Origin of the sequence: Pseudomonas sp. PDM13 (genome assembly GCF_025685765.1) — a bacterium.
Classification (GTDB): domain Bacteria; phylum Pseudomonadota; class Gammaproteobacteria; order Pseudomonadales; family Pseudomonadaceae; genus Metapseudomonas; species Metapseudomonas solani.
In genome coordinates, this window is record NZ_JAOTQU010000028.1 from 1 (window position 1) to 22,618 (window position 22,618).

General features: G+C 65.5%; 20 protein-coding genes and 1 tRNA gene. 5 read left to right on the top strand and 16 right to left on the bottom strand.

The genetic code is table 11. The features are described from left to right. Positions 1-171 precede the first annotated feature (171 nt). A tRNA-Leu gene (locus tag OEJ36_RS24650) sits at positions 172-258 on the top strand. 55 nt (positions 259-313) lie between these two features. Here the strand turns inward: OEJ36_RS24650 and OEJ36_RS24655 are convergent. The 13 genes from OEJ36_RS24655 to OEJ36_RS24715 form a co-directional block, all read right to left on the bottom strand. Continuing rightward, positions 314-2,248, bottom strand: a complete 1,935-nt coding sequence (locus OEJ36_RS24655; protein ID WP_263403763.1) for a methyl-accepting chemotaxis protein — start codon at positions 2,246-2,248, stop codon at positions 314-316. A 139-nt stretch (positions 2,249-2,387) separates the two neighbouring features. After that, positions 2,388-3,683, bottom strand: coding sequence for an adenylosuccinate synthase (locus OEJ36_RS24660; RefSeq protein ID WP_263403764.1), 1,296 nt, complete (start codon positions 3,681-3,683; stop codon positions 2,388-2,390). Positions 3,684-3,735: 52 nt separating this feature from the next. Next, a complete protein-coding gene (locus OEJ36_RS24665; RefSeq protein ID WP_263403765.1) occupies positions 3,736-4,923 on the bottom strand; it encodes an ATP phosphoribosyltransferase regulatory subunit in 1,188 nt (395 codons plus the stop codon). A 34-nt stretch (positions 4,924-4,957) separates the two neighbouring features. Beyond that, entirely contained in the window at positions 4,958-5,143 is a 186-nt protein-coding gene (locus OEJ36_RS24670; protein ID WP_031287789.1) for a DUF2065 domain-containing protein, read from the bottom strand. A 105-nt stretch (positions 5,144-5,248) separates the two neighbouring features. Further along, the gene (gene hflC / locus OEJ36_RS24675) at positions 5,249-6,115 is read right to left on the bottom strand and encodes a protease modulator HflC (RefSeq protein ID WP_263403766.1); all 867 of its coding nucleotides are present in this window, start codon (positions 6,113-6,115) and stop codon (positions 5,249-5,251) included. Then, positions 6,115-7,272 carry an FtsH protease activity modulator HflK gene (gene hflK / locus OEJ36_RS24680; protein ID WP_021219740.1) on the bottom strand — a complete coding sequence of 386 codons (1,158 nt, stop codon included), beginning with the start codon at positions 7,270-7,272 and terminating at the stop codon, positions 6,115-6,117. Before hflK ends, hflC begins: the two co-directional genes overlap by 1 nt. Before the next feature lie 98 nt (positions 7,273-7,370). Further along, positions 7,371-8,672: a ribosome rescue GTPase HflX gene (gene hflX / locus OEJ36_RS24685; protein ID WP_263403767.1), complete on the bottom strand. Its 1,302-nt coding sequence runs from the start codon at positions 8,670-8,672 to the stop codon at positions 7,371-7,373. Positions 8,673-8,684: 12 nt separating this feature from the next. After that, positions 8,685-8,939 carry an RNA chaperone Hfq gene (hfq, locus tag OEJ36_RS24690; protein WP_031287790.1) on the bottom strand — a complete coding sequence of 85 codons (255 nt, stop codon included), beginning with the start codon at positions 8,937-8,939 and terminating at the stop codon, positions 8,685-8,687. Between the two features lie 98 nt (positions 8,940-9,037). Next, positions 9,038-10,012, bottom strand: coding sequence for a tRNA (adenosine(37)-N6)-dimethylallyltransferase MiaA (gene miaA / locus OEJ36_RS24695; RefSeq protein WP_263403768.1), 975 nt, complete (start codon positions 10,010-10,012; stop codon positions 9,038-9,040). A 1-nt stretch (position 10,013) separates the two neighbouring features. Then, complete coding sequence (gene mutL / locus OEJ36_RS24700) at positions 10,014-11,900, bottom strand: DNA mismatch repair endonuclease MutL (RefSeq protein ID WP_184490533.1); 1,887 nt, start codon at positions 11,898-11,900, stop codon at positions 10,014-10,016. Then, complete coding sequence (locus OEJ36_RS24705; protein ID WP_263403834.1) at positions 11,897-13,333, bottom strand: N-acetylmuramoyl-L-alanine amidase; 1,437 nt, start codon at positions 13,331-13,333, stop codon at positions 11,897-11,899. Before OEJ36_RS24705 ends, mutL begins: the two co-directional genes overlap by 4 nt. 8 nt (positions 13,334-13,341) lie before the next feature. Beyond that, positions 13,342-13,770: a tRNA (adenosine(37)-N6)-threonylcarbamoyltransferase complex ATPase subunit type 1 TsaE gene (gene tsaE / locus OEJ36_RS24710; protein WP_411861052.1), complete on the bottom strand. Its 429-nt coding sequence runs from the start codon at positions 13,768-13,770 to the stop codon at positions 13,342-13,344. A 26-nt stretch (positions 13,771-13,796) separates the two neighbouring features. Then, a complete protein-coding gene (locus OEJ36_RS24715) occupies positions 13,797-15,296 on the bottom strand; it encodes an NAD(P)H-hydrate dehydratase (protein WP_263403770.1) in 1,500 nt (499 codons plus the stop codon). 66 nt (positions 15,297-15,362) lie between these two features. Between OEJ36_RS24715 and queG the strand changes: the two genes are divergently transcribed. Continuing rightward, positions 15,363-16,427 carry a tRNA epoxyqueuosine(34) reductase QueG gene (queG, locus tag OEJ36_RS24720; protein ID WP_263403771.1) on the top strand — a complete coding sequence of 355 codons (1,065 nt, stop codon included), beginning with the start codon at positions 15,363-15,365 and terminating at the stop codon, positions 16,425-16,427. A gap of 6 nt (positions 16,428-16,433) precedes the next feature. On the opposite strand, the gene orn is transcribed toward queG, so the two are convergent. Beyond that, on the bottom strand, positions 16,434-16,976 hold the full coding sequence (orn, locus tag OEJ36_RS24725) for an oligoribonuclease (protein ID WP_021219749.1): 543 nt from the start codon (positions 16,974-16,976) through the stop codon (positions 16,434-16,436). Between the two features lie 98 nt (positions 16,977-17,074). Here orn and rsgA point away from each other — a divergent pair, with 98 nt between their 5' ends. After that, positions 17,075-18,106 carry a small ribosomal subunit biogenesis GTPase RsgA gene (gene rsgA / locus OEJ36_RS24730; RefSeq protein WP_263403772.1) on the top strand — a complete coding sequence of 344 codons (1,032 nt, stop codon included), beginning with the start codon at positions 17,075-17,077 and terminating at the stop codon, positions 18,104-18,106. Positions 18,107-18,169: 63 nt separating this feature from the next. Here the strand turns inward: rsgA and motB are convergent, their stop codons facing one another. Together motB and motA are read right to left on the bottom strand one after the other, a co-directional pair. Beyond that, positions 18,170-19,240 carry a flagellar motor protein MotB gene (gene motB, locus OEJ36_RS24735; RefSeq protein WP_263403773.1) on the bottom strand — a complete coding sequence of 357 codons (1,071 nt, stop codon included), beginning with the start codon at positions 19,238-19,240 and terminating at the stop codon, positions 18,170-18,172. 13 nt (positions 19,241-19,253) lie between these two features. Beyond that, positions 19,254-20,105, bottom strand: coding sequence for a flagellar motor stator protein MotA (motA, locus tag OEJ36_RS24740; protein ID WP_263403774.1), 852 nt, complete (start codon positions 20,103-20,105; stop codon positions 19,254-19,256). Between the two features lie 115 nt (positions 20,106-20,220). Here motA and OEJ36_RS24745 point away from each other — a divergent pair, with 115 nt between their 5' ends. After that, on the top strand, positions 20,221-21,744 hold the full coding sequence (locus OEJ36_RS24745; RefSeq protein ID WP_263403775.1) for an HDOD domain-containing protein: 1,524 nt from the start codon (positions 20,221-20,223) through the stop codon (positions 21,742-21,744). 46 nt (positions 21,745-21,790) lie between these two features. Then, positions 21,791-22,606: a thiosulfate sulfurtransferase gene (gene rhdA / locus OEJ36_RS24750; protein WP_263403776.1), complete on the top strand. Its 816-nt coding sequence runs from the start codon at positions 21,791-21,793 to the stop codon at positions 22,604-22,606. The last annotated feature ends 12 nt before the right edge of the window (positions 22,607-22,618 follow it).

Here is a 22,618-nt window from a genome sequence, read left to right on the forward strand (position 1 = left end):
TTCAGGTCCTAGCGGTGGCAACACCGTGGAAGTTCGAGTCTTCTCCTGGGCACCATTATTCAAGCGACTGAGCCTTTGGCTTGGTTTGCAGTACAAAGGGTAGCAGCACACCCTGTCGAGCCGGTCGATCAAGTGCAGCAAAAAAAAGTCGGTGAGCGATCATCGCAATGTGCCCAGGTGGCGGAATTGGTAGACGCACTAGGTTCAGGTCCTAGCGGTGGCAACACCGTGGAAGTTCGAGTCTTCTCCTGGGCACCACTCTTCAACACAAAGCCGAGCTCTGCTCGGCTTTGTGCTTTCTGGCATCCAGCCATCAGGCCTTGAACTGGCCGAGGCTGGATTTCAGTTGCGCCGCCAGGCCATCGAGCACACGCCCGCTGCTGACGGTTGCCGCCACGGCGTCCGCCGCCAGGCGCGCCTCGGAATGAATGACGTCGACCCGGCCCCGCACGGCATGCGCCCCCTCGGCCTGGTGTTCGGCCGCTCGCGCCGCCGCCCTCACCGCCTCGTGCACTTCCTCCACCGCCTGCTGCACGCTCTGCTGCAGACGCTCGCTGTCCCGTAGCGCATCGATCCCCTCGGTTGCGCGCGCGCGCGCCTGGGCAATCGCCGCGACCGCCTCCTTGGCGCCCTTCTGCAGTGCACCGATATGCGCCTGGATATCACCGGTGGATTGCTGGGTCTTGCTGGCCAGTGCACGCACCTCGTCGGCCACCACCGCAAACCCGCGACCACTCTCCCCCGCCCGCGCCGCTTCGATCGCCGCGTTCAACGCCAGGAGGTTGGTCTGCTCGGCAATGCCGTGGATGACCGAGAGCACCACTTCGATCTGCTCGCTTTGCCGCGCCAGGCGCTCGATCACTTCAGCGCCGTTCTGCACGCGCTCTTCCAAGGTCTCGATCAGGCCGCCGACCTTGCGGGCGATGGCGGCATTGTCCTGGGTCGCCTGACGGATCTCGCCAACCTGCTGCAGGGCCGTTTGCATGGCCTGGCTTTCGCCCTGGGCCTCGGCCGTCATCTGCGCCAGCGCATCGAGACTGCCGGCGACCTCATTGCGCTGACGCTCGGCAGCCGCCGCGGCCGCCAGGCTGCGCTCAGACAAGGAGCGGATTTCACTGCCCGTGCGCACCGCCACATCCCCGGCCTCGCGGACGATGGGCTGCAGCTTGTCGATGAAGCGGTTCACCGCCGTGGCCATCTCGCCCAACTCATCAGTGCTGTCCAGACGCACGCGCCGGGTCAGGTCGCCCTCACCGGCGGCCAGGTCATTCAATGCGGCGATCAGCAGGCGCAGGCGATTGACCACGCGATGGCCGAGCACCACCGCCAGCACCAGCAATACACCGAGCCCCACCAGTACCAGGGCCAGGCCGATGCGCCAGCGCAACTCATTGGCGGCACCTTCTACGGTCTTCTGGGTGCCGGTGCTCATCCCATTGGCGGCCTCCTGGGCGGACTTGAGCCGCGCCGTCAGCACCGCCGTGCTATCGGTCGCCGCACCGGAAAGACTCTGCCCCACCAGCTCACCGCCGCTGGCGATCAGCGCGCTGAAGCGTGAGTCCAGCGCCTTCAACTGGTCTTCGATGGTGGCCGTGGAGACCCCCAGGCGTACCTTGCCGATCTCCACGCCATTGGGGCTGATGGAGGCTTCGACCATGTAGACGGACGGGTCGCTGGCGGCGGCATTGAGTACCTTGTCCAAAGCACGCTCACCCTGCCCCTTGGCCAGCAGGGCCTTGATCGCGGCGTTTTCGCGATTGAGGTAACGCGTCAGGTGCTGGCCCTGGGCATCGTCATACACCACGAAGAGCACGTTGGGATTGCGCTGGGCGCGGCGGGCGAATTCGGAGAGCGTGGGTATGTCGTTGTCCCACATGGCGCGTGGCGCGACCGCGGCGAGCAACTGGGCGAGATCGGTGGCGGACGCCTTGAGGTTCTCTTCCAGCGTGGAACGCAATTGACCCTGTTCCGCCTTGAGGCGTTCGGACAGGGAGGCACTGAGGCGCTCACGGGTCTTGCTGGAAAGACTGGAGAGGCTGCCGGAAACCTCTTGCCCGGCCTGCTCCAGCTCGCCCGACAGGCGGCGGGTGTCGTCACCCAGGCGCTGACCGAGATCCTCGACCAGCGAGTCGACCGTGCCCCGAGTCAGGGCAACGGCCACCACCACCTGCACCAGCAGGGAGACGCCGAGAGCGATGAAGACAGGCCGCAGCAAGCGGCTTCTGAGCAGGGAAAGGATGGCGGACACGACGATGCTCCTCTACGACCGTTCTTCTTTAACGGCGACTTCAGGGATTTATAAAGCGCCAGCAAGGGCCGTGCCGCAATATTTTCTTTCGCCCATGAAAAAGGGCCGCACGAGGCGGCCCTTTTTCGAGTCAGTCGACTCAGGCGTACGGGTGGCGCAGGACGATGGTTTCGTTGCGATCCGGGCCGGTGGAGATGATGTCGATGGGGGCACCGACCAGCTCCTCGATGCGCTTGATGTAGGCGCGGGCAGTGACCGGCAGCTCATCGAGCGACTTCACGCCGACGGTGGATTCGCTCCAGCCCGGCATGTCTTCGTAAACCGGCTGCAGGCCGATGTAGCTGTCGGCGTCGGTCGGCGCATCGACCAGCACGTCACCGTTCTGGTCCTTGTAGCCGACGCAGATACGGATGGTTTCGAGGCCGTCCAGTACGTCCAGCTTGGTCAGGCACAGGCCAGAGATGCTGTTGATCTCGATGGCGCGACGCAGGATGACGGCGTCGAACCAGCCGCAACGACGGGCGCGACCAGTGGTGGAGCCGAACTCATGGCCACGCTTGGCCAGGAAGGCGCCGGTCTCGTCGAACAGCTCGGTGGGGAACGGACCCGAGCCCACGCGAGTGGTGTAGGCCTTGGTGATACCGAGGATGTAGTCCAGGTACAGCGGGCCGAAACCGGAACCGGTGGCGGTGCCGCCAGCGGTGGTATTGGAGCTGGTGACGAAGGGGTAGGTGCCGTGGTCGATGTCCAGCAACGAGCCTTGCGCGCCTTCGAACATGATATAGGCGCCCTGCTTGCGCAGTTCGTGCAGGCGGGCCGCGACGTCGGTGATCATCGGCTCCAGCACTTCGGCGTAGCCCAGGGCTTCATCGAGGGTCTTCTGGAAGTCGACGGCCGGCTCTTTGTAATAGTTCTGCAGGACGAAGTTGTGGTAGTCCAGCAGCTCGCCGAGCTTGGCGGCGAAACGCTCGCGGTGGAACAGGTCACCGATGCGCAGGCCACGACGGGCGACCTTGTCTTCGTACGCCGGGCCGATACCACGGCCGGTGGTGCCGATCTTGGCATCGCCACGGGCCTTCTCACGCGCCTGGTCGAGGGCGACGTGGTACGGCAGGATCAGGGTGCAGGAAGGGCTGATGAGCAGGCGCTCGCGAACCGGCACGCCCTTCTCTTCCAGCTTGGTGATCTCGCGCATCAGCGCGTCCGGCGCGACGACCACGCCGTTGCCGATCATGCACTGCACGTTCTCGCGCAGGATGCCGGACGGGATCAGGTGGAGCACGGTCTTCTCGCCGTCGATCACCAGCGTGTGACCGGCATTGTGGCCGCCCTGGTAGCGCACGACAGCGGCTGCCTGGTCGGTCAACAGGTCGACGATCTTGCCTTTGCCCTCATCACCCCACTGGGTGCCCAGGACCACGACATTCTTACCCATAACACTTGTCCTCTTCGGAAGCTCGATGCCGGCAACGGCCGGCGGGAAAACCTTAGGAAACCAGGGGCGCAACCTGCCAGCGCCCGTCAAGCAGGGTCAGTTGACGATCGCAGCCGACCTCCTGCGCGCTATCTACATCCTGCCCCGGCAATGCCTGGACCACGCGCTGACCTTCGCTGCGCAGCCGTTTCACAGCCTGCCAAAGGTAGACGTCATGGACGTCGGGCGCCCAGATACCGGTCGGGATTTCGTCAAGATCCATCCGCCCCAGGGTGACCAGGGTCTTCAGGTCGGTGGAGAAGCCGGTAGCCGGACGGGCACGACCGAAGTCGGCACCGATATCGTCATAGCGACCGCCCTGAGCGATGGACTGCCCCTCACCCGGTACGAAGGCGGCGAACACCACACCCGTGTGGTAGTGATAGCCGCGCAATTCACCCAGGTCGAAATACAGAGGCAGTTCGGGATAGCGGAGTTCCAGCTCGTCGGCGATGGCGATCAGCTCGTCGAGGGCGACATGCACCTCGTCCGGCGCATCCATCAGCACGCCCTGGGCCAGCTCAAGCACCTGGCGGTCGCCACACAGCTCGGCGAGTGCGCGCAGCATGGAAGCCAGTTCGCTGGGCAGGGACTCGGTCAGCTCGGCCACTTCGTCCACGGCCTTGCGCTGCAGGGCATCGAACAGTTGCTGCTCCACTTCGCCCGACAGCTCGGCGGCACGGGCCAGGCCGCGGTAGATACCGACGTGGCCGAGGTCCATGTGCACATCCGGCACGGCCGCCAGCTCGAGCATCTCCAGCATCAGGCTGATGACCTCTACGTCACTGGCCGGGCTGGCGTCGCCATAGAGCTCGGCACCCAGCTGGATCGGGCTGCGAGACGTGGAAAGCGCACGCGGCATGGCATGCAGCACGCTGCCGGCATAGCACAGACGATTGGGGCCTTCACGGCGCAGGGTGTGGGCGTCGATGCGCGCCACCTGCGGGGTGATGTCGGCACGGAAGCCCATGAGGCGACCGGATTGCGGGTCGGTCACCTTGAAGGTGCGCAGGTCCAGATCCTGGCCGGCACCGGTCAACAGTGACTCGAGATATTCGATGTGCGGGGTGACCACGAAGTCGTAGCCCCAGCGCTGGAACAGGTCCAGTACCTGGCGGCGGGCTGCTTCGATGCGCGCCGCTTCGGGCGGCAGTACTTCTTCGATTCCATCTGGCAGCAGCCAGCGATCTACCGTTGCCATTACGCCATTCCCCTCTCAGCCGGGCGGCAAGCCTTCAGTGAAGCAGATACAGGAGGCCGGTCCCCAGCAACATGCTGACGAGGCCCATGAGGCGGAGCTGGCGGTCTTTCAACCCTGCCAACCCGTGCACCGCGGCGCGCCAACGGCGCGGATAGAGGAAGGGCAGGATGCCTTCCAGCACCAGCACGAAACAAAACGCTATGCCGATTTCCTGCCACATGATTCTCGCGGACGCAAAAAAGCCGGGATTTCCCGGCTGACGCATGATACCACGTTTTCCCGGCGGGTCACCCCGGCGGACAGGACCGTCCGCCGGGGAAGACCATCACTTGGCCTTGTTGAGGAACTGGAAGAACTCGCTGCTCGGGTCCAGAACCATCACGTCGCCCTTGCTCGAGAAGCTCTCGCGGTAGGCCTTGAGGCTGCGGTAGAAGCTGTAGAACTCCTGATCCTGGCTGTACGCCTTGGAGTAGATGGCAGCCGCCTGGGCGTCACCATCACCACGAGCCTCTTCCGATTCGCGATAAGCCTCGGCCAACAGCACGCGGCGCTGACGGTCGGCATCCGCGCGGATACCCTCGGCCAGCTCGCTACCCTTGGCGCGGTGTTCACGGGCTTCACGCTCACGCTCGGTGCTCATGCGCTCGAACACGCTGCGGTTCACTTCCTTGGGCAGGTCGATGGCCTTGACGCGGACGTCCACCACCTCGATGCCCAGCTCCTTGCTGGCCATGGTGTTCAGCGAGCGGGTGATATCAGCCATCAGGCCGTCACGCTCACCGGAAACCACTTCATGCAGGGTGCGCTTGCCGAACTGGTCACGCAGGCCCGCTTCCAGGCGGCGCGACAGGCGCTCGTCGGCGATCTGCTTGAGGCCGGAAGTCGCGGTGTAGAAGCGCTCGGCATCCGCCACGCGCCATTTGGCGTAGGCATCCACCATGACCGCTTTCTTTTCCTGGGTCAGGAAGCGCTGGGTCGGAGAGTCCAGGGTCAGCAGGCGAGCGTCGAACTTACGCACCTGGTTGACGTACGGAATCTTCACATGGAGACCCGGCTTGACGTCGGCTTCGACGATACGACCGAACTGCAGGAGTACCGCACGCTCGGTCTGCGCCACTATGTAGAAGCTGCTCCAGGCCACCAAGGCGAGGACAACGGCTCCGATCAGGGCGATCAGCGATTTGTTACCCATCAGCGACTCTCCCTAGAACGCAGATCGCGCTGCTGCAGATCGGTGGTGACGCGCGCGCCAAGGTCGGCGGCGCCACTGGCAGCCGCACCGGGAACGGCACTGCCGCTACCACCACGGTTGTCGATCATCTTGTCCAGCGGCAGATAGAGCAGGTTGTTCTGCCCCTTGTCGCCGGTCAGCAGCACCTTGCTGGTGTTGCTGAAGACTTCCTGCATGGTGTCGAGGTACAGACGCTGACGCGTGACCTCCGGCGCCTTGCGGTACTCGGCCACCAGCTTGGTGAAGCGATCCGCCTCACCCTTGGCACGGGAGATGACTTCATCGCGGTACCCGTTGGCGTCCTCGATGATGCGCTGCGCCTGGCCACGGGCCTCGGGGATCACGCCGTTGGCGTAGGCTTCGGCCTGGTTCTTGGCACGCTGTTCGTCTTCACGGGCGCGGATCACGTCGTCGAACGCTTCCTGCACCTCACGCGGGGCGGCTGCGCTCTGCACGTTCACCTGGGTGACGGTGATGCCGGTGCCGTAGGTATCGAGGAACCGCTGCAGGCGCTCCTTGATCTCGCTGGCCATCAGCTCACGCCCCTCGGTCAGGACCTGGTCCATCTCGGTGGAGCCGACCACATGGCGCAGCGCGCTTTCGGTGGCATGCTGCAGGCTGACTTCAGGCTGGTCGACGTTCAGTACGAACTTCTGCAGATCAGTGATCTTGTACTGGACGGTGAGCGGCACCTCGACGATGTTCTCGTCTTCGGTGAGCATCTGCCCCTGCTTGCTATAGGCACGCTCGCGGGTGACGTTTTCCTGGTACTTGCGATCGATGGGCGGGAAATAGATGTTCAGGCCCGGGCCGACGGTGTCGTAGTACTTACCGAAGCGCAACACCACGGCCTGCTCCTGCTCATCGACCACGTACACGGCGCTGTAGAGCCAGACCATGGCGAGAAGGAACAGGGCAATGCCGACCAGGCCGAAGCCGCCGCCCTTGCCACCACTTTCGCCACCACCACGTTTCTTGCCGCCGAACAGCCCATTGAGACTGTCCTGCAGTTTGCGGAAGGCTTCGTCCAGATCTGGCGGCCCCTTGCGATCGCCACCACGGCGTCCACCCCAGGGATCCTGATTGTTCGAGTTGCCACCCGGCTCATTCCAAGCCATAGCGCTCTCCATACTGATAAAGCAAAGACGCACCCACGGCACGCCCGCCAATGCTACCGAAAGCCCGCCACCCGCGGCAAAAAGCGCACCCGCGGGCTTTATTGCAAAGTGTGTTGCTCCAGGAACTCCTGCGGCTTCCAGCCTTCACGGCTGACCAGACGATTGAGCTCCACACGCGGTACACGCAGCGCCAGGAGGAAGTCACCCGCCTCATCGTGCTGCTCGCTCTGCACCGCGCCAAGGGAAAAGAACTGCGCCCTGAGCCTGCCCAGCTTCTGCGGCAGCCTCAGGGTACCGACGAACAGATCATCCCCCAGCAACTCGGCAATCGCCTGCTTGAGCAGATCGAGCCCGAGACCATCACGTGCCGACAGCCAGACCCGTTCAGGCTTGCCATCTGCGTCCCGCTGGATCTGCGGCTCCATGCCATCGAGCAGGTCGATCTTGTTGTACACCTCGAGCATCGGCAAGCCATCCGCACCGATTTCATGCAGCACCGCCATGACCTGCTCGATCTGCGCCATGCGCTCAGGCTCATGGGCGTCGATCACGTGCAGCAGCAGGTCGGAGTTGCTGGACTCCTCAAGGGTAGCCCGGAAGGCCTCGACTAGCTTGTGCGGCAGGTGACGGATGAAGCCCACGGTATCGGCCAGCACGATGGGGCCGAAATCGTTCAGTTCCAGGCGACGCAACGTCGGGTCGAGCGTGGCGAACAACTGGTCCGCAGCATAGACCTCGGACGAGGTCACGGCATTGAACAGCGTGGACTTGCCGGCGTTGGTGTAGCCAACCAGGGAAACGGAGGGGATATCGGCACGCTTGCGCCCGCGACGAGCCTGCTCGCGCTGGCTGCGCACCTTGTCGAGACGCTGCTTGATCTGGCGTATGCGCACACGCAGCAGACGGCGGTCGGTTTCGAGCTGGGTTTCACCCGGCCCACGCAGGCCGATACCACCTTTCTGTCGCTCGAGGTGGGTCCAGCCGCGAATCAGCCGCGTGCTCATGTGTTCGAGCTGGGCGAGCTCCACCTGCAGCTTGCCCTCATGGGTGCGGGCGCGCTGGGCGAAGATATCGAGGATCAGGCCGGTGCGATCGAGAACGCGGCATTCGAGCGCTCGCTCGAGGTTGCGCTCCTGACTGGGCGAAAGGGTGTGGTTGAAGATGACCAGTTCGACCTGCTCGGCCTTGACCAGGTCATGCAGCTCTTCGACCTTGCCAGTGCCGATCAGATACTTTGCCGTCGGCTGGTGGCGCGACACGGAAATGAATGCCGCCGTGTCGGCGCCAGCCGACCGAGCCAGCTCCTGGAATTCCTGCGGGTCTTCTCGCGCCTCGGGATTTTGGCCGTCCAGATGAACCAGGATGGCCCGTTCACCACCACCAGGGCGTTCGAAAAACAATGCAGACTCCTATCAGGCGTTACCAGGCTCGGGGTTTTCTTGCTCGGTGGCACTCGGCAGACGCACGGGGCGGCTCGGTACCACGGTGGAGATTGCGTGCTTGTAGACCATCTGGCTGACAGTGTTCTTCAGCAAAATCACGAACTGGTCGAAGGATTCGATCTGGCCTTGCAGCTTGATGCCGTTAACCAGATAGATGGAAACCGGTACGCGTTCCTTACGCAAGGTATTCAGGTAAGGGTCTTGTAGCGAATGCCCTTTTGACATATGCCGCACTCCTGTAGGGATATAAATCGATTTAGTTGTCAAATGACGAGAAAGTTAAGCCGCCCTACCCCCAAGGATAGACGGTAACTGGTGAGGTCTCAGCCCAATATGGAGACCGACGCCAGGTATTTCAAGGTGCGCGGCAGATTGTCGCAAGCCAGGCTGTCCAGCCAATGTATATCAGCCCAACTACGTAACCAGGTGAACTGCCGCTTGGCCAATTGGCGCGTTGCAATGATGCCTCGCTCTTCCATTTCGGCCCGGGTCAGGTCGCCGTCCAGGTATTCCCATACCTGGCGATAACCGACAGCTCTTATAGACGGCAGTCCGGCGTGCAAGTCACGTCTTTCGCGCAGAGCTTCGACCTCTTCGACAAAGCCCTGTTCCAGCATCAGACGAAATCGTTGCGCGATTCGCGCGTGCAACACCTGGCGCTGCGTCGGAGCGATCGCCAAGTGGGCCACAGTATAAGGCAAATGCCCCCGGCCAGAGGGGCCCGAGTCGGGATTTTGCAACGCCTGTCGCTGACGATGTGCGGTCATCGTCATCCCGCTCACCCGGTACACCTCCAGGGCGCGGGTGAGCCGCTGGGGGTCGTTCGGGTGGATGCGCGCAGCGGACTCCGGGTCCATCTCCGCCAGCTCGCGATGCAGCGCCTCCCAACCCTCTTGCTCGGCACGCGCCTCCAGCTCCGCGCGCACGGCCGGGTCGGCGCTGGGCATGTCCGCCAGGCCTTCCAGCAGCGCCTTGTAGTAGAGCATGGTGCCGCCGACCAGTAGGGGGATACGCCCCTTGGCGGTGATCTCGGCCATCGCGGCCAGCGCATCGGTGCGGAACTCGGCTGCAGAGTAGCTCTGCGCCGGGTCGCGGATATCGATCAAACGATGGGGGAATGCCTCAAGAACGGACTTCTCGGGCTTGGCCGTGCCGATGTCCATGCCGCGATAGACCAGCGCCGAGTCGACGCTGATGAGTTCGCAAGGCAGGTGGCGCGCCAGGTCCAGGGCAAGGTCGGTCTTGCCGGCGGCAGTGGGGCCCATCAGGAAGATGGCCGGTGGCAGGGGCTGCCCCATCTCAGCGGCCACGCAGGAAGAGCTTGTCCAGATCGTCCATACCCAGCTGCGTCCAGGTGGGGCGGCCATGGTTGCACTGGCCGCTGCGCTCGGTGTGTTCCATGTCGCGCAACAGGCCATTCATTTCGGGCTGGGTAAGGCGGCGGTTGGCACGTACGGCGCCGTGACAGGCCATGGTGCCCAACAGCTCGTTCAGGTGGGCCTGGATGCGATCACTGGTGCCGTACTCCAGCAGATCGGAGAGCACGTCGCGCACCAGTTGGGTCGCCTCGGCCTGCTTGAGCAATGCGGGCGTCTGGCGGATGGCCAGGGTTTCGGGCCCGAGACGCTGCAGTTCGAAGCCCAGGCGCTGGAACCAGTTGCCGTGTTCCTCGGCACAGTCGGCTTCACGCTGGCTCACGGCCAACGACTCGGGCACCAGCAACGGTTGCCCCTTGAGCCCTTCACTGGCCATGGCGACCTTCAGGCGCTCGTAGGTGATGCGTTCATGGGCCGCGTGCATGTCCACCAGCACCAGCCCCTGGGCGTTCTCGGCGAGGATGTAGATGCCCTTGAGCTGCGCCAGGGCATAGCCCAGCGGCGGGATATCGCCCTGGCTGTCCGGCAATGCGGCAGCGGGCTGGCCCGTCATGGGCGCGAAATATTCACGGTAGGCACCCTGCGCCTCGGCGGTGCCCAGCACCGGTGAGGGGCGTGGCGCCTGGTAACCGGCCCCTGCGCCACCGAACGACGGCGTCCAGGCGGGCTGGCTGACGGGCTGTTCCAGAACGGTCGCGGCCAGGCTCATTTCACCTTGAGGGCCGAATTCGCCCGCCTCGGCCCCGGTAGCCCGGACCATGCCACCCACGGCCGCGGGTGCAGCCAGGTGATCTTCGGGCCGCACCTCGCCCAGCGCACGGTGCAGCGTGCCGTAGAGGAAGTCATGGACCATGCGGCTTTCGCGGAAGCGCACTTCATGCTTGGTCGGGTGCACGTTGACGTCCACCACGGCCGGGTCCACCTCCAGGAACAGCACGAAGGTCGGGTGCCGACCGTTGTAGAGCACATCGCGGTAGGCCTGGCGCACCGCGTGCACCACCAGCTTGTCACGCACCATGCGGCCATTCACGTAGAAGTACTGCAGGTCCGCCTGGCTACGGGAGAAGGTCGGCAGGCCGACCCAGCCCCACAGGTGCAAGCCGTTGCGCTCCACCTCGATCGGCAACGCCTGCTCGAGGAAGGCCGGGCCGCACACGCTGGCCACGCGCCGCGCGCGGGTGATCTCGTCCTTCGCCTCGTGCAGGGCGAAGACCGTCTTGTTGTTGTGTCGCAGGTGGAAGGCGACATCGAAGCGAGCCAGGGCCAGCCGCCGGATCACTTCCTGCAGATGGTCGAACTCGGTCTTCTCGGCACGCAGGAACTTGCGCCGCGCCGGGGTGTTGAAGAACAGGTCGCGCACTTCCACCGAGGTGCCCACCGGGTGCGCTGCAGGCTGTACACGGGCCTCCATGTCACGCCCCTCGGTCTCCACCTGCCAGGCCTGTTCGGCATCGGCGGTACGCGAGGTCATGGTCAACCGCGCCACGGAACTGATGGACGCCAGCGCTTCACCACGGAAGCCCAGGCTCATCACCCGCTCGAGGTCTTCGAGGTCACGGATCTTGCTGGTGGCGTGGCGTGCCAGGGCCAGCGGCAGGTCGTCGGCCGGAATGCCGCCGCCGTCGTCGCGCACCCGCAGCAGCTTGATGCCGCCCTGCTCGACCTCGACGTCGATGCGCCGGGCGCCCGCGTCGAGGCTGTTCTCCAGCAGCTCCTTGATCACCGAGGCCGGGCGCTCGACCACCTCGCCGGCGGCGATCTGGTTCGCCAGGCGTGGGCTCAATAGCTGGATGCGGCGCAGCTCGCTCATGGCTGGGCAGCCAGGGCAGTGGCGGGAATGTCCAGGGTCTGGCCGACCTTGATGTTGTCGCTTTTCAGGCCGTTGGCGCTGCGCAGGGCCGCAAGGCTCACCTGGTAGCGCTGGGCGATGAGCGCCAGGCTTTCACCGGAGGTGACCAGGTGCTCACGCGGGCCGGCGGCGATCTTGCCCTGGTCACGCTGGGAAGCGATGTAGGTGCCGGGCGGCGGGTTCTGCTGGAAGAACTGCTTGATGCCGCCCTGGATGGAGCGCGCCAGGGCCTGCTGGTGACCGGCACTGGCCAACTTCTGCGATTCGTTGTGGTTGGAGATGAAGCCGGTTTCCACCAGGATCGAGGGAATGTCCGGAGACTTCAGCACCATGAAGCCGGCCTGCTCGACGCGGCGCTTGTGCAGCGGCGTGACGCGGCTGATGTTGGTCAGCACCTTCTGCCCGACGTTGAGGCTGGAGGACAGCGACGCGGTCATCGACAGGTCCAGCAGCACCCCTGCGAGCATGCGGTCCTTGTCATCCAGGCTAACGCTGCCGACACCGCCGATCAGGTCGGAACGGTTTTCGTTGTCGGCCAGCCAGCGGGCGGTCTCCGAGGTGGCGCCACGGTCCGACAGGGCGAATACCGAGGCACCGAAGGCGCTGCGGCTGGGCGCGGCGTCGGCGTGGATGGAAACGAACAGGTCCGCGCCCTTCTTGCGGGCGATCTCGGTGCGCTTGCGCAGCGGGATGAAGTAGTCGCCGGTACGCACCAGCTCGGCCCGGAAGCCTTTTTCCTGGTTGATCTGGCGCTGCAACTCCTTGGCGATGGCCAGGGTCACGTCCTTCTCATGCTGCCCCTTGGGCCCGAGGGCGCCCGGGTCTTCGCCGCCGTGGCCGGCGTCGATGGCGATGATGATGTCGCGGTTACCACCGGGTACCGGCGGCAGCTTGCTGGTGGCGGGCTGGGTCGGCGATACCGGCGGCTGCGGCGTGCTCGGCGCCACGGCCACCTGGGGCGTTGAAGCCTCATTGGCAGCGGCTTCCTGGTCGAACAGGTCCACCACCAGGCGGTTGCCGTACTGCTGGTTCGGCGCCAGGGAGAAGCTCTTGGGTACGACGGCGGCGGATACGTCGATCACCACCCGCAGCTCGGTGGGGCTGCGCTGGGCGGAGCGCACGCTGGTGATGGGCGTATTGCTCAGCGACAGTTGCTCCAGCTTGGTGGCCAGCTGAGCGCCGCTGATGTCGATGACGATGCGATTGGGTGCCGCCAGCGTGAACACGCTGTGCTGCACGGGGCCAGACAGGTCGAACACCAGCCGGGTATTGTCAGGGGCGCGCCAAAGCCTAACGCCACGAACCTCCGCAGCGGCCAGGACATCAGCGGCAAACACCGCAAGCAGAACCCCAATCCCGGCAAACAGCGCGCGCGAGCGCATACCCCACCCCATTCTCTTGTTCATACTCCCGTGGCCAAGGCGGCGCACCAGGACTCGCCACGCTCGGTATGCGGCGACAGATGCAGCGTACGGCCGCCTGCATGGGGGCTAATGGTAATGTCCATGTCGGCCTTTGGCAAAATGCCGGTGCCCCTCTGGGGCCACTCGATCAGGCACAGCGCATCGCCCTCGAAATAGTCACGGATACCCAGGAATTCAAGCTCTTCCGGGTCGGCCAGGCGATACAGGTCGAAGTGGAACGCACGCAACTCGCTGATCTCGTAGGGCTCCACCAGGGTGAAGGTGGGGCTCTTCACCGAACCGCCATGGCCCAGGCCACGCAGGATGCCGCGCGACAGCGTGGTCTTGCCGGCCCCGAGATCGCCGTGCAGGTAGATGATGCCGCGGCCTCCGGTCGCCTGCGCCAGGCGCGCGCCCAGCGCCAGCATGGCGTCTTCGCCGTCGGCAAAAAGATTCAACTCAGGCACGGCGAGCACTCCTCGAGCAGCTGACGAATGGTAGGAATCAGGTCACTGGCTGCGAGCCCGCGCCCCTGGGCGCCTAGCAGTTGGCCAGCGCTGGCATGCAGCCAGACGCCCAGACAGGCAGCCTCGAACGGCGCCATGCCCTGGGCCAGCAGGGCACCGATAACGCCCGCGAGCACATCCCCCAGCCCGGCGCCGGCCATGGCGGGATGGCCGCGATCACAGAGCGCCAGGCGGCCATCCGCGCCCGCGATCAGGCTGCCGGCGCCCTTCAACACCACGGTGGTGCGATAGCGACGGGCAAGCGCGAGAGCGGCGGCGGGACGATCCTTCTGGACTTCGGCGATGCTGGCACCCAGCAGCCGCGCGGCCTCCCCCGGGTGCGGCGTGATCACGCAACCCTCGGGTAAAACGACCCCACCCGCTGCCAATAGATTGAGGGCATCGGCATCCCAGACCTGGGGCACCTCGTGCGCAATCACGGCGCTCAGCAGGCTGCGCCCCCAGGCGCCCTGGCCGAGCCCTGGGCCGACCACCAATACGCTGGACGCAGTGGCCAGGCCACGCAGCTGATTGGCGGACGCGACCCCCACGCTCATCACTTCAGGCATGCGCGACAGCGCAGCGCCAACGTGCTCGCCCCGGGTGGCCAGCGACACCATGCCGGCCCCGCTGCGCAGCGCGCTTTCGGCGCTGAGCAAGGCCGCACCACCGGTACCCAGGTCACCGCCCACCACCAGCAGGCGGCCGTAGCGCCCCTTGTGAGCAGTCGCCGGGCGCGAGGCCAGGAGGTCGAGCCCATCGACGGCCAGGCGCCGGGCGACGAAAAGCTGGCTGGCAACGATCGCTTCGTCCGCCTGCAGGCCGTCGAAAACCAGCTCGCCGGCCCGATCGGGTGCCGCGCCGGTAAACAAGCCCAGCTTGAGGCCGATGAAGGTCACGGTGAGGTCGGCGCGCACCGCAACGCCAAGCACGCGACCGGTATCGGCGCAGAGGCCGGAAGGGACATCCACCGCGAGCACCGGCAGGTGGCTGGCATTGATGCAATGGATGGCCTCGGCATAAGGCTCGCGAACCTCACCGACGAGTCCGGTTCCCAGCAACGCATCCACCACGACGCCCTGGAGGTCCGCCGTCTCGTCCCACGGCAGGATGGGCACACCGGCGCTCAGCGCCTCATCCCGCGCCAGCGCGGCGTCGCCTTCAAGTGCAGCAGCATCACCCACGGCCAGCACCTGGGCGCGCCACCCCGCGCGCAAGGCCAGCGCAGCGATCAGGTAACCATCCCCAGCGTTATTGCCACGGCCGGCCAGCACCGTCAGTTCGCCGACGTTCGGCCAGCGGCGACGCAGGGCACGCCAGGCGGCATGGGCGGCACGCTGCATCAACTCGAACCCCGGCGTACCGGCGGCGATCAGGCGTGCATCCAGCTCGCGCACCTGGGCAGATGAATAGAGGGCGAGCGGCAGGTCATCGATTGGGTCGGGCATGCGATTCGGTGTTCAGGGCTAGGTCTGGCAGAATTATACGCACCTCGATTCCGGTTTCCCTCCAGCATGTCCCTAACTCCCGAACAACTCGCCGACCTCGCGCAGTCCATCAAGGACTGGGGACGCGAACTCGGCTTCCAGCAAGTGGGCATCACCGGGGTGGAGCTGGGCGAGCACGAGGCGCACCTGCAGCGCTGGCTGGACGCGGGCTACCAGGGCGAGATGGATTACATGGCCGCCCACGGCAGCAAGCGCTCCCACCCGGACGAACTGGTCCCCGGCACGCTGCGGGTGGTCTCTCTGCGCATGGACTACCTGCCCGGTGACACACGCATGGCGCAGGTACTGGGGCAGCCGGAGAAGGCCTACGTCTCGCGCTACGCGCTGGGCCGCGACTACCACAAGCTGATCCGCAAGCGCCTGCAGCAACTGGCCGAGCGGGTCCAGCAGGCCATCGGCCCCTTCGGCTATCGCGCCTTCGTCGACAGCGCACCGGTACTGGAGAAGGCCATCGCCGAACAGGCGGGCCTCGGCTGGATCGGCAAGAACACCCTGGTGCTCAACCGCAAGGCCGGCAGCTACTTCTTCCTCGGCGAACTCTTCGTCGACATGCCGCTGCCGGTGGATGCACCCCACGGCAGCGAACACTGCGGGCGCTGCTCGGCGTGCATGGACATCTGCCCCACCGCCGCCTTCGTCGCGCCCTACCAGCTGGACGCGCGGCGCTGCATCTCCTACCTGACCATCGAGCTCAAGGGTTCGATCCCGGAAGAGCTGCGCCCGCTGATCGGTAATCGCGTGTTCGGTTGCGATGATTGCCAGATGGTCTGCCCCTGGAACCGCTTCGCCCGCCCCACCGACCAGGGCGACTTCCAGCCCCGCCACGGCCTGGACAATGCGGCCCTGGCGGAGCTGTTCGGCTGGAACGAGGAGGAGTTCCTTGCCCGCACCGAAGGCTCGCCGCTACGCCGCGCCGGCTACGAGCGCTGGCTGCGCAACCTGGCGGTCGGCCTGGGCAACGCCCCCTCGACCATCCCGGTGCTGGAGGCCCTGCGTGCCAGGCGCGAGTACCCCTCGGAGCTGGTGCGCGAACACGTGGAGTGGGCCCTCGCCCGACACCAGGCAGCCTGAAACGGCTCAGACCTTGATGAAGTGCTCACGGTAGTGACGCAGCTCGGCGATGGAGTCGCGGATGTCGTCCAGGGCCAGGTGGGTGCTGCTTTTCTTGAAGCCGTCACGCACATGGGGCGCCCAGCGCGCGGCCAGTTCCTTGAGGGTGGAGACGTCCAGGTTGCGGTAGTGGAAGTAGCCCTCCAGCTTGGGCATGTGGCGATAGAGGAAGCGGCGGTCCTGGCAGATGCTGTTGCCGCAGATCGGTGACTTGCCCTTCGGCACCCATTGCTCCAGGAAGGCCAGGGTCTGCGCCTCGGCTTCAGCGGCGCTGATGCGGCTTTCGCGCACGCGCTGGGTCAGGCCGCTCTGGCCGTGCTGGCGGGTGTTCCACTCGTCCATGCCGGCGAGGATCTCGTCGCTCTGGTGCACGGCGATGGTCGGGCCTTCGGCGAGCACGTTGAGGTCGCTGTCGGTGACGATGGTGGCCATTTCGATGATGACGTCGTTGTCGGGATCGAGGCCGGTCATTTCCAGGTCGATCCAGATCAGGTTCTGTGCGTTCTGCATGTTCGCTCTCCAAGGCAAGGCGCGCATTCTAGCTTAGAGCCCGGTCCGCCGGGCTGCCCGTGCTAAACTCGCCGCCGTTTTCAATCAGTGGAAGTTCCATGGCCAAACGCCACCTCAGCCGCCGGCAAAGCTGGCGCATCGAGAAGATCCAGGAAGAGCGCGCCGCCCGTGCGGCCAAGCGCGAATCACGCGCGCTCGACGAGCTGGAAGGCGGCGATCTCGGCCCCGAACAGACCGGCCTGGTGATCGCCCACTTCGGCGTGCAGGTCGAGGTCGAGGCGCTGGAAGGCGAGATCGCCGGCCAGGTATTCCGCTGCCACCTGCGTGCCAACCTGCCAGCGCTGGTTACCGGCGATCGCGTGGTCTGGCGCTCGGGCAACCAGGGCAGCGGCGTGATCGTCGCGCAATTGCCGCGTACCAGCGAGCTGTGCCGCCCGGACATGCGCGGCCTGCTCAAGCCGGTGGCGGCCAACGTCGACCTGATCGTCATCGTCTTCGCCCCCCTGCCCCACCCACACGCCAACCTCATCGACCGCTACCTGGTGGCCGCCGAGCATGCCGGCATCCAGCCGCTGCTGCTGCTGAACAAGGCCGACCTGGTGGACGAGGACAACAGCGCGATGCTCGACTCGCTGCTGGGCGTCTATCGACAGCTGGGTTACCCGCTGCTGGAAGTCTCGGCACACGGTGGCGGCGGGATGCAGGACCTGCAGACGCGCCTCGACGGCCACGTCAGCGTGTTCGTCGGCCAGTCCGGCGTCGGCAAATCGTCCCTGGTCAACAGCCTGCTGCCCGGCGTCGACACCCGCGTCGGCCCGCTCTCCGAGCTGACCGGCAAGGGCACCCACACCACCACCACCGCGCGGCTGTTCCATTTCCCCGGTGGCGGCGAGCTGATCGACTCCCCCGGCATCCGCGAATTCGGCCTTGGCCACGTCAGCCGCCACGATGTGGAAGCCGGCTTCATCGAGTTCCGCGACCTGCTCGGCACCTGCCGCTTCCGCGACTGCAAGCACGACCGCGAGCCCGGCTGCGCCCTGCTCAAGGCGCTGGAGGACGGCCGCGTGCAGCCCCAGCGCATGTCGAGCTACCGGCACATCCTCGAAAGCCTGCCGGAACCCGAGTACTGACAGGCGCCGCCAACGAAAAGGCCACGCAATCGCGTGGCCTTTTTCATTCGGGTCGGGCTGCCGTCAGGGCTGTTTGTTCTCGTCCATCTTCAGCACGCCGTCCTCGAAGATGTTCAGCTTCTGCTGCAGTTCCTGGGGTTGCAGCGGCGCGGCGGCGCCCGGCGGCGTGGCCTGGGTTCCCGAAGCCGCGCCCGGGATGGCCGGCTGAGTGCCGCTGGCAGGCGTAGCCGGCGGCGCACCCTCTTCAGCGGGTGCGTTCTGATCGCCATGGGAGCCTTCGATATCGCGCTGGGCCTTCTTGGTCAGCACGATGATATCGATGCGCCGGTTGACCGGGTTGAAGGGGTCCTCGCGATCGAACAGCGCCGAGGAGGCGTAGCCCACCACCCGCGCGACCTGATCATCGGGGTAACCGCCTGCGACCAGGGTTCGACGGGCGGCGTTGGCGCGGCCGGCGGAAAGCTCCCAGTTGCCGAATTCGCCGGCCCCGGCGAAGGGCTTGGCATCGGTGTGGCCGCTGATGCTGATCTTGTTCGGCACGGCCTTGATGGTCTCGGCCATGATCAGCAGGATGTCTTCGAAATAGGGCTGCAGGCGCGCGCTACCGAGGTCGAACATGGGCCTGTTGGCGGCATCCATGATCTGGATGCGCAAGCCATCCTGGGTGATCTCGAACAGGATCTGATCCTTGAATTTGCGCAGCTCGGGGTTCTCGTCGACCTTGTTCTGCAGCTCCTGCAGCAGCATCTCGAGGCGTTCCTTCTCGATCTGGTCGGCCAGGGTTTCCACCTGCTTGGCGTCGACCTGCTTGTTGGTCGAGTCGATCGCCGCCTCCTGGGCGTCAGGGGCGTCCTTCAGCTCGGGGTTGAGCGTACGGTCCGGCGCCGGCGTCGGCGTACCGCCGAGATCGATCACATAGGGGCTGGCGCTTTCGGTGAAACCGATGGGGTCCTGGAAGTAGCCGGAAATGGCCTTCTTCTGCTCGGGCGTGGCCGAGGACATCAGCCAGAGCACCAGGAAGAACGCCATCATCGCAGTGGCGAAGTCGGCGAAGGCGATCTTCCAGGCACCGCCGTGGTGCCCAGCGGCGATCTTCTTGACCCGCTTGACGATGATCGGCTGGTTGTTGTCCATGGCTCAGTCCCGGTCAGCTACCGCGAACGGCCTGCTCGAGCTCGCTGAAGCTCGGGCGATGGGCGGGGAACAGGACCTTGCGCCCGAACTCCACCGCCAGCGACGGCGGCATCCCGGAGGCCGAAGCGACCAGGCAGGCCTTGATGGCTTCGTAGACGTTGAGTTCTTCCTTGGCGTCGTGCTCCAGGCAGACGGCCAGGGGACCGAAGAAGCCGTAGGCCGCGAGAATACCGAGGAAAGTACCCACCAGGGCCGCGCCCACGTGCTGCCCCAGCGCGGATTGCTCGACCTGGCCGAGCAGCGCCATGGTCACCACGATACCCAGTACCGCCGCGACGATACCGAAGCCCGGCAAGCCATCGGCGATGCGGGTAACGGCGTGGGAGGGGTGTTCCAGTTCTTCCTTCAGGCTGTTCAGCTCCATGTCGAACAGGCCTTCGAGTTCATGGGGTGCCATGTTGCCGGAGGACATGATGCGCAAGTAGTCGCTGATGTACGCGACCATCCCGGCATCCTTGAGGATGCCAGGGTACTTGCTGAAGATCGGGCTGGCGGCCGGGTCTTCGATATCGGCCTCGATGGCCATCATCCCTTCGCGGCGGCTCTTGTTGAGAATCTCGTAGAGCAGGCGCAGCACTTCCAGGTAGAAGGCATGGGTGAAGCGCGAGCCGAACATCTTCAGCGACTTTTTCAGCACGTGCATGAAGGTGCTGCCCGGGTTGGCCTGGAGGAAGGCCCCGAGCGCCGCGCCGCCGATGATCAACACCTCGAAAGGCTGTATCAGGGCACCGATCTTGCCGTGGGAAAGGACATATCCGCCGAGAACGGTGGCGAATACGACGATGATGCCGATTATTTTTGCCATAAAGTGAGACTTGAAGGGTCAGTAATAGGGTTATGAAAACAACCCTTCTAATTATCGGAACTTATGCGCCAGACTATAGCCAGTTAAGGCGAAAAGCCAGTTTGGCTCAAACCTCATGAAGACGCAGATGCCCCTACCCAGCAGCCTCGACGCCTGGATCAAACAACTCGATGGCGTCCGCCTCCCGATTCCGGCGGAAAGCCATGAACGGGTGCGCCGCGCCTTGGGCGACAGCCGCCGTTCGATGCGCGAGATCGCTGACCTGATTCAGGATAGTCCCGGCCTGGCACTGAGCATCATGCGTGAGGCGAACCGCGCCGGCTCCGCCCTCGACAGCCCGGCGGAAAGCCTGGAAGTGGCACTGACCCGCCTCGGCCTGAAGCGCTCGGAAGAGCTGCTCAACCGCCTGCCCGCCGTCAATGAAGCCGATATCCCTCTGGCACTGCGCCAACTGCAACTGATCAGCCAGCACGCCTCGCAACAGGCCAGTGGCCTGTTCGCGGCCCGTCTGGCGCGCCTGTGGCAGGAAATCCACTGGAACAGCCTGCTGTTCCTGTCCCCGCTATGGCCGTTGCTGGCCCTGCACCCGCAGCTGTTCGCCGCCTGGGAAACCCGCGTTATCGTCCGTGGTGAGCCGGCACGCAAGGTGGAGCTCGAACTGCTCGGCGTGCCACTGCTGCGCCTGTGTCAGGCCCTGGCCGAGCACTGGAAGCTGCCGGACTGGATCACCTACGGCTACCGCCTGCTCAACGCCGACCGGCGCATGCTGGTGAAGGCCCTGCACATCGCCCGTGACAACGAACATCCCCTGCACCAGCAGCAGATGCTCGATGCCGACCCGGCCCTGCGCCGCTGGCTCACCCAGCCGGGCAATACGGTATTGCTGGCCAACGGGCTGGCGGTCTCCGCCCACGACTCCTGGGCCTGCGACCACAGCCTGCGCTGGCAGCGCCTCACCGGCCTCTACATGCAACTGCCGCTGACCGAGCTGCAGCAGCTGATCCACCAGCACGCTGCCGACAGCGCCCGCAAGCACGCGCGCAGCGACCTCTGGCACCCGGCCCAGGCGTTGATCTGGCCCTGGGATTGCAGCCGCTGGCCGACCGAGGAAGTGAAGCCGACTCCGCCTCCCGCCGCCGCACTCAGCGAATGGCGCCAGCATTGCAGCCAACTGCTGAAGGAACCCAGCCCCTTCGCCAACATCGTCCAGCTCACCGGCTGTGCCCGCGACGCCCTCACGGCCTGCGGCATGCGCCGCTGCCTGATCCTGCTCACCGACCGCACCCAGAGCCGGCTGGCGGTGCAGCAAAGCGCCGGGCTGCCCAAGGAAGCGGCCGGCCTGCAGCTGGACCCGGCCCAGAGCCAGGTGCTGCGCCGCCTGCTCGCGCAACCCGGCCAACTGCGCCTGACGCCGGAGAACGCCGCGCAGTACTCGGCGCTGATACCCGGCAACCTCAAGGCACTGTTCCCGGCCGACCACGTGCTGCTGCGCTCCATCCCTGCCAACGGTCGCGTCGCCCTGCTGCTGATCGCCGACCAGGGCGGCCAACCCTTCGCCGACGTCAGCCTCCAGGCCTTCGGAAAGACCGTGCAATGCATCGAGCGCGCCCTGGCCAGCTTTGCCACGCGCGGGCGCTGACCTTTCCGCTACAATCCGCCTCTTCCATTCTCTTCCGGAGTGTTCAATGTCCGCCTTTTCCGGCCTGCCACTGGTCATCGAACCGGCCGACCTGGCCGCTCGACTCGATGCGCCCGACCTGATCCTGGTGGACCTGACCAGCGCCGCGCGCTACGCCGAAGGCCACATTCCCGGCGCCCGCTTCGTCGACCCCAAGCGCACCCAGCTCGGCCAGGCACCGGCTCCCGGCCTGCTGCCCGCCAAGGTTGATCTCGAAACCCTGTTCGGCGAACTGGGCCAGCGCAGTGACGCCACCTATGTGGTCTATGACGACGAGGGCGGTGGCTGGGCCGGGCGCTTCATCTGGCTGCTGGATGTGATCGGCCACGGCCGCTATCACTACCTGAACGGTGGCCTGCACGCCTGGCTGGCCGATGGCCGCGCCACCGCGACCGAGACTCCAGCCCCGGCTGGCGGCCCGCTGCCGCTGGTGATCCATGACGAGCCCACCGCCACCCGCGAGTACCTGCAGAGCCGCCTCGGCGCCGCCGACCTGGCCATCTGGGACGCGCGCGGCCCCGGAGAGTACGCCGGCACCAAGGTGCTGGCAGCCAAGGGCGGGCACATCCCCGGCGCGGTGAACTTCGAATGGACCGCCGGCATGGACCCTCAGCGCGCATTACGCATCCGCGAAGACATCGCCGAGATCCTGCAATCGCTCGGCATCACCCCGGACAAGGAAATCGTTACCCACTGCCAGACCCACCACCGCTCCGGCTTCACCTACCTGGTGGCCAAGGCGCTGGGCTACCCCCGCGTCAAGGGCTACGCCGGCTCCTGGTCGGAGTGGGGCAACCACCCGGATACCCCTGTCGAGGCTTGAGCCTCCGGTAAA

Bases quoted from the DNA above. Each gene is read 5' to 3' on its own strand.
- OEJ36_RS24705 (WP_263403834.1), bottom strand. From the start codon at position 13,333: ATGGGGTGGGGTATGCGCTCGCGCGCGCTGTTTGCCGGGATTGGGGTT.
- mutL (WP_184490533.1), bottom strand. From the start codon at position 11,900: ATGAGCGAGCTGCGCCGCATCCAGCTATTGAGCCCACGCCTGGCGAAC.
- rsgA (WP_263403772.1), top strand. From the start codon at position 17,075: ATGGCCAAACGCCACCTCAGCCGCCGGCAAAGCTGGCGCATCGAGAAG.
- orn (WP_021219749.1), bottom strand. From the start codon at position 16,976: ATGCAGAACGCACAGAACCTGATCTGGATCGACCTGGAAATGACCGGC.
- OEJ36_RS24660 (WP_263403764.1), bottom strand. From the start codon at position 3,683: ATGGGTAAGAATGTCGTGGTCCTGGGCACCCAGTGGGGTGATGAGGGC.
- hflK (WP_021219740.1), bottom strand. From the start codon at position 7,272: ATGGCTTGGAATGAGCCGGGTGGCAACTCGAACAATCAGGATCCCTGG.
- hfq (WP_031287790.1), bottom strand. From the start codon at position 8,939: ATGTCAAAAGGGCATTCGCTACAAGACCCTTACCTGAATACCTTGCGT.
- rhdA (WP_263403776.1), top strand. From the start codon at position 21,791: ATGTCCGCCTTTTCCGGCCTGCCACTGGTCATCGAACCGGCCGACCTG.
- miaA (WP_263403768.1), bottom strand. From the start codon at position 10,012: ATGGGGCAGCCCCTGCCACCGGCCATCTTCCTGATGGGCCCCACTGCC.
- hflC (WP_263403766.1), bottom strand. From the start codon at position 6,115: ATGGGTAACAAATCGCTGATCGCCCTGATCGGAGCCGTTGTCCTCGCC.
- OEJ36_RS24715 (WP_263403770.1), bottom strand. From the start codon at position 15,296: ATGCCCGACCCAATCGATGACCTGCCGCTCGCCCTCTATTCATCTGCC.
- tsaE (WP_411861052.1), bottom strand. From the start codon at position 13,770: ATGCTGGCGCTGGGCGCGCGCCTGGCGCAGGCGACCGGAGGCCGCGGC.
- OEJ36_RS24670 (WP_031287789.1), bottom strand. From the start codon at position 5,143: ATGTGGCAGGAAATCGGCATAGCGTTTTGTTTCGTGCTGGTGCTGGAA.
- OEJ36_RS24665 (WP_263403765.1), bottom strand. From the start codon at position 4,923: ATGGCAACGGTAGATCGCTGGCTGCTGCCAGATGGAATCGAAGAAGTA.
- OEJ36_RS24745 (WP_263403775.1), top strand. From the start codon at position 20,221: ATGAAGACGCAGATGCCCCTACCCAGCAGCCTCGACGCCTGGATCAAA.
- motB (WP_263403773.1), bottom strand. From the start codon at position 19,240: ATGGACAACAACCAGCCGATCATCGTCAAGCGGGTCAAGAAGATCGCC.
- motA (WP_263403774.1), bottom strand. From the start codon at position 20,105: ATGGCAAAAATAATCGGCATCATCGTCGTATTCGCCACCGTTCTCGGC.
- queG (WP_263403771.1), top strand. From the start codon at position 15,363: ATGTCCCTAACTCCCGAACAACTCGCCGACCTCGCGCAGTCCATCAAG.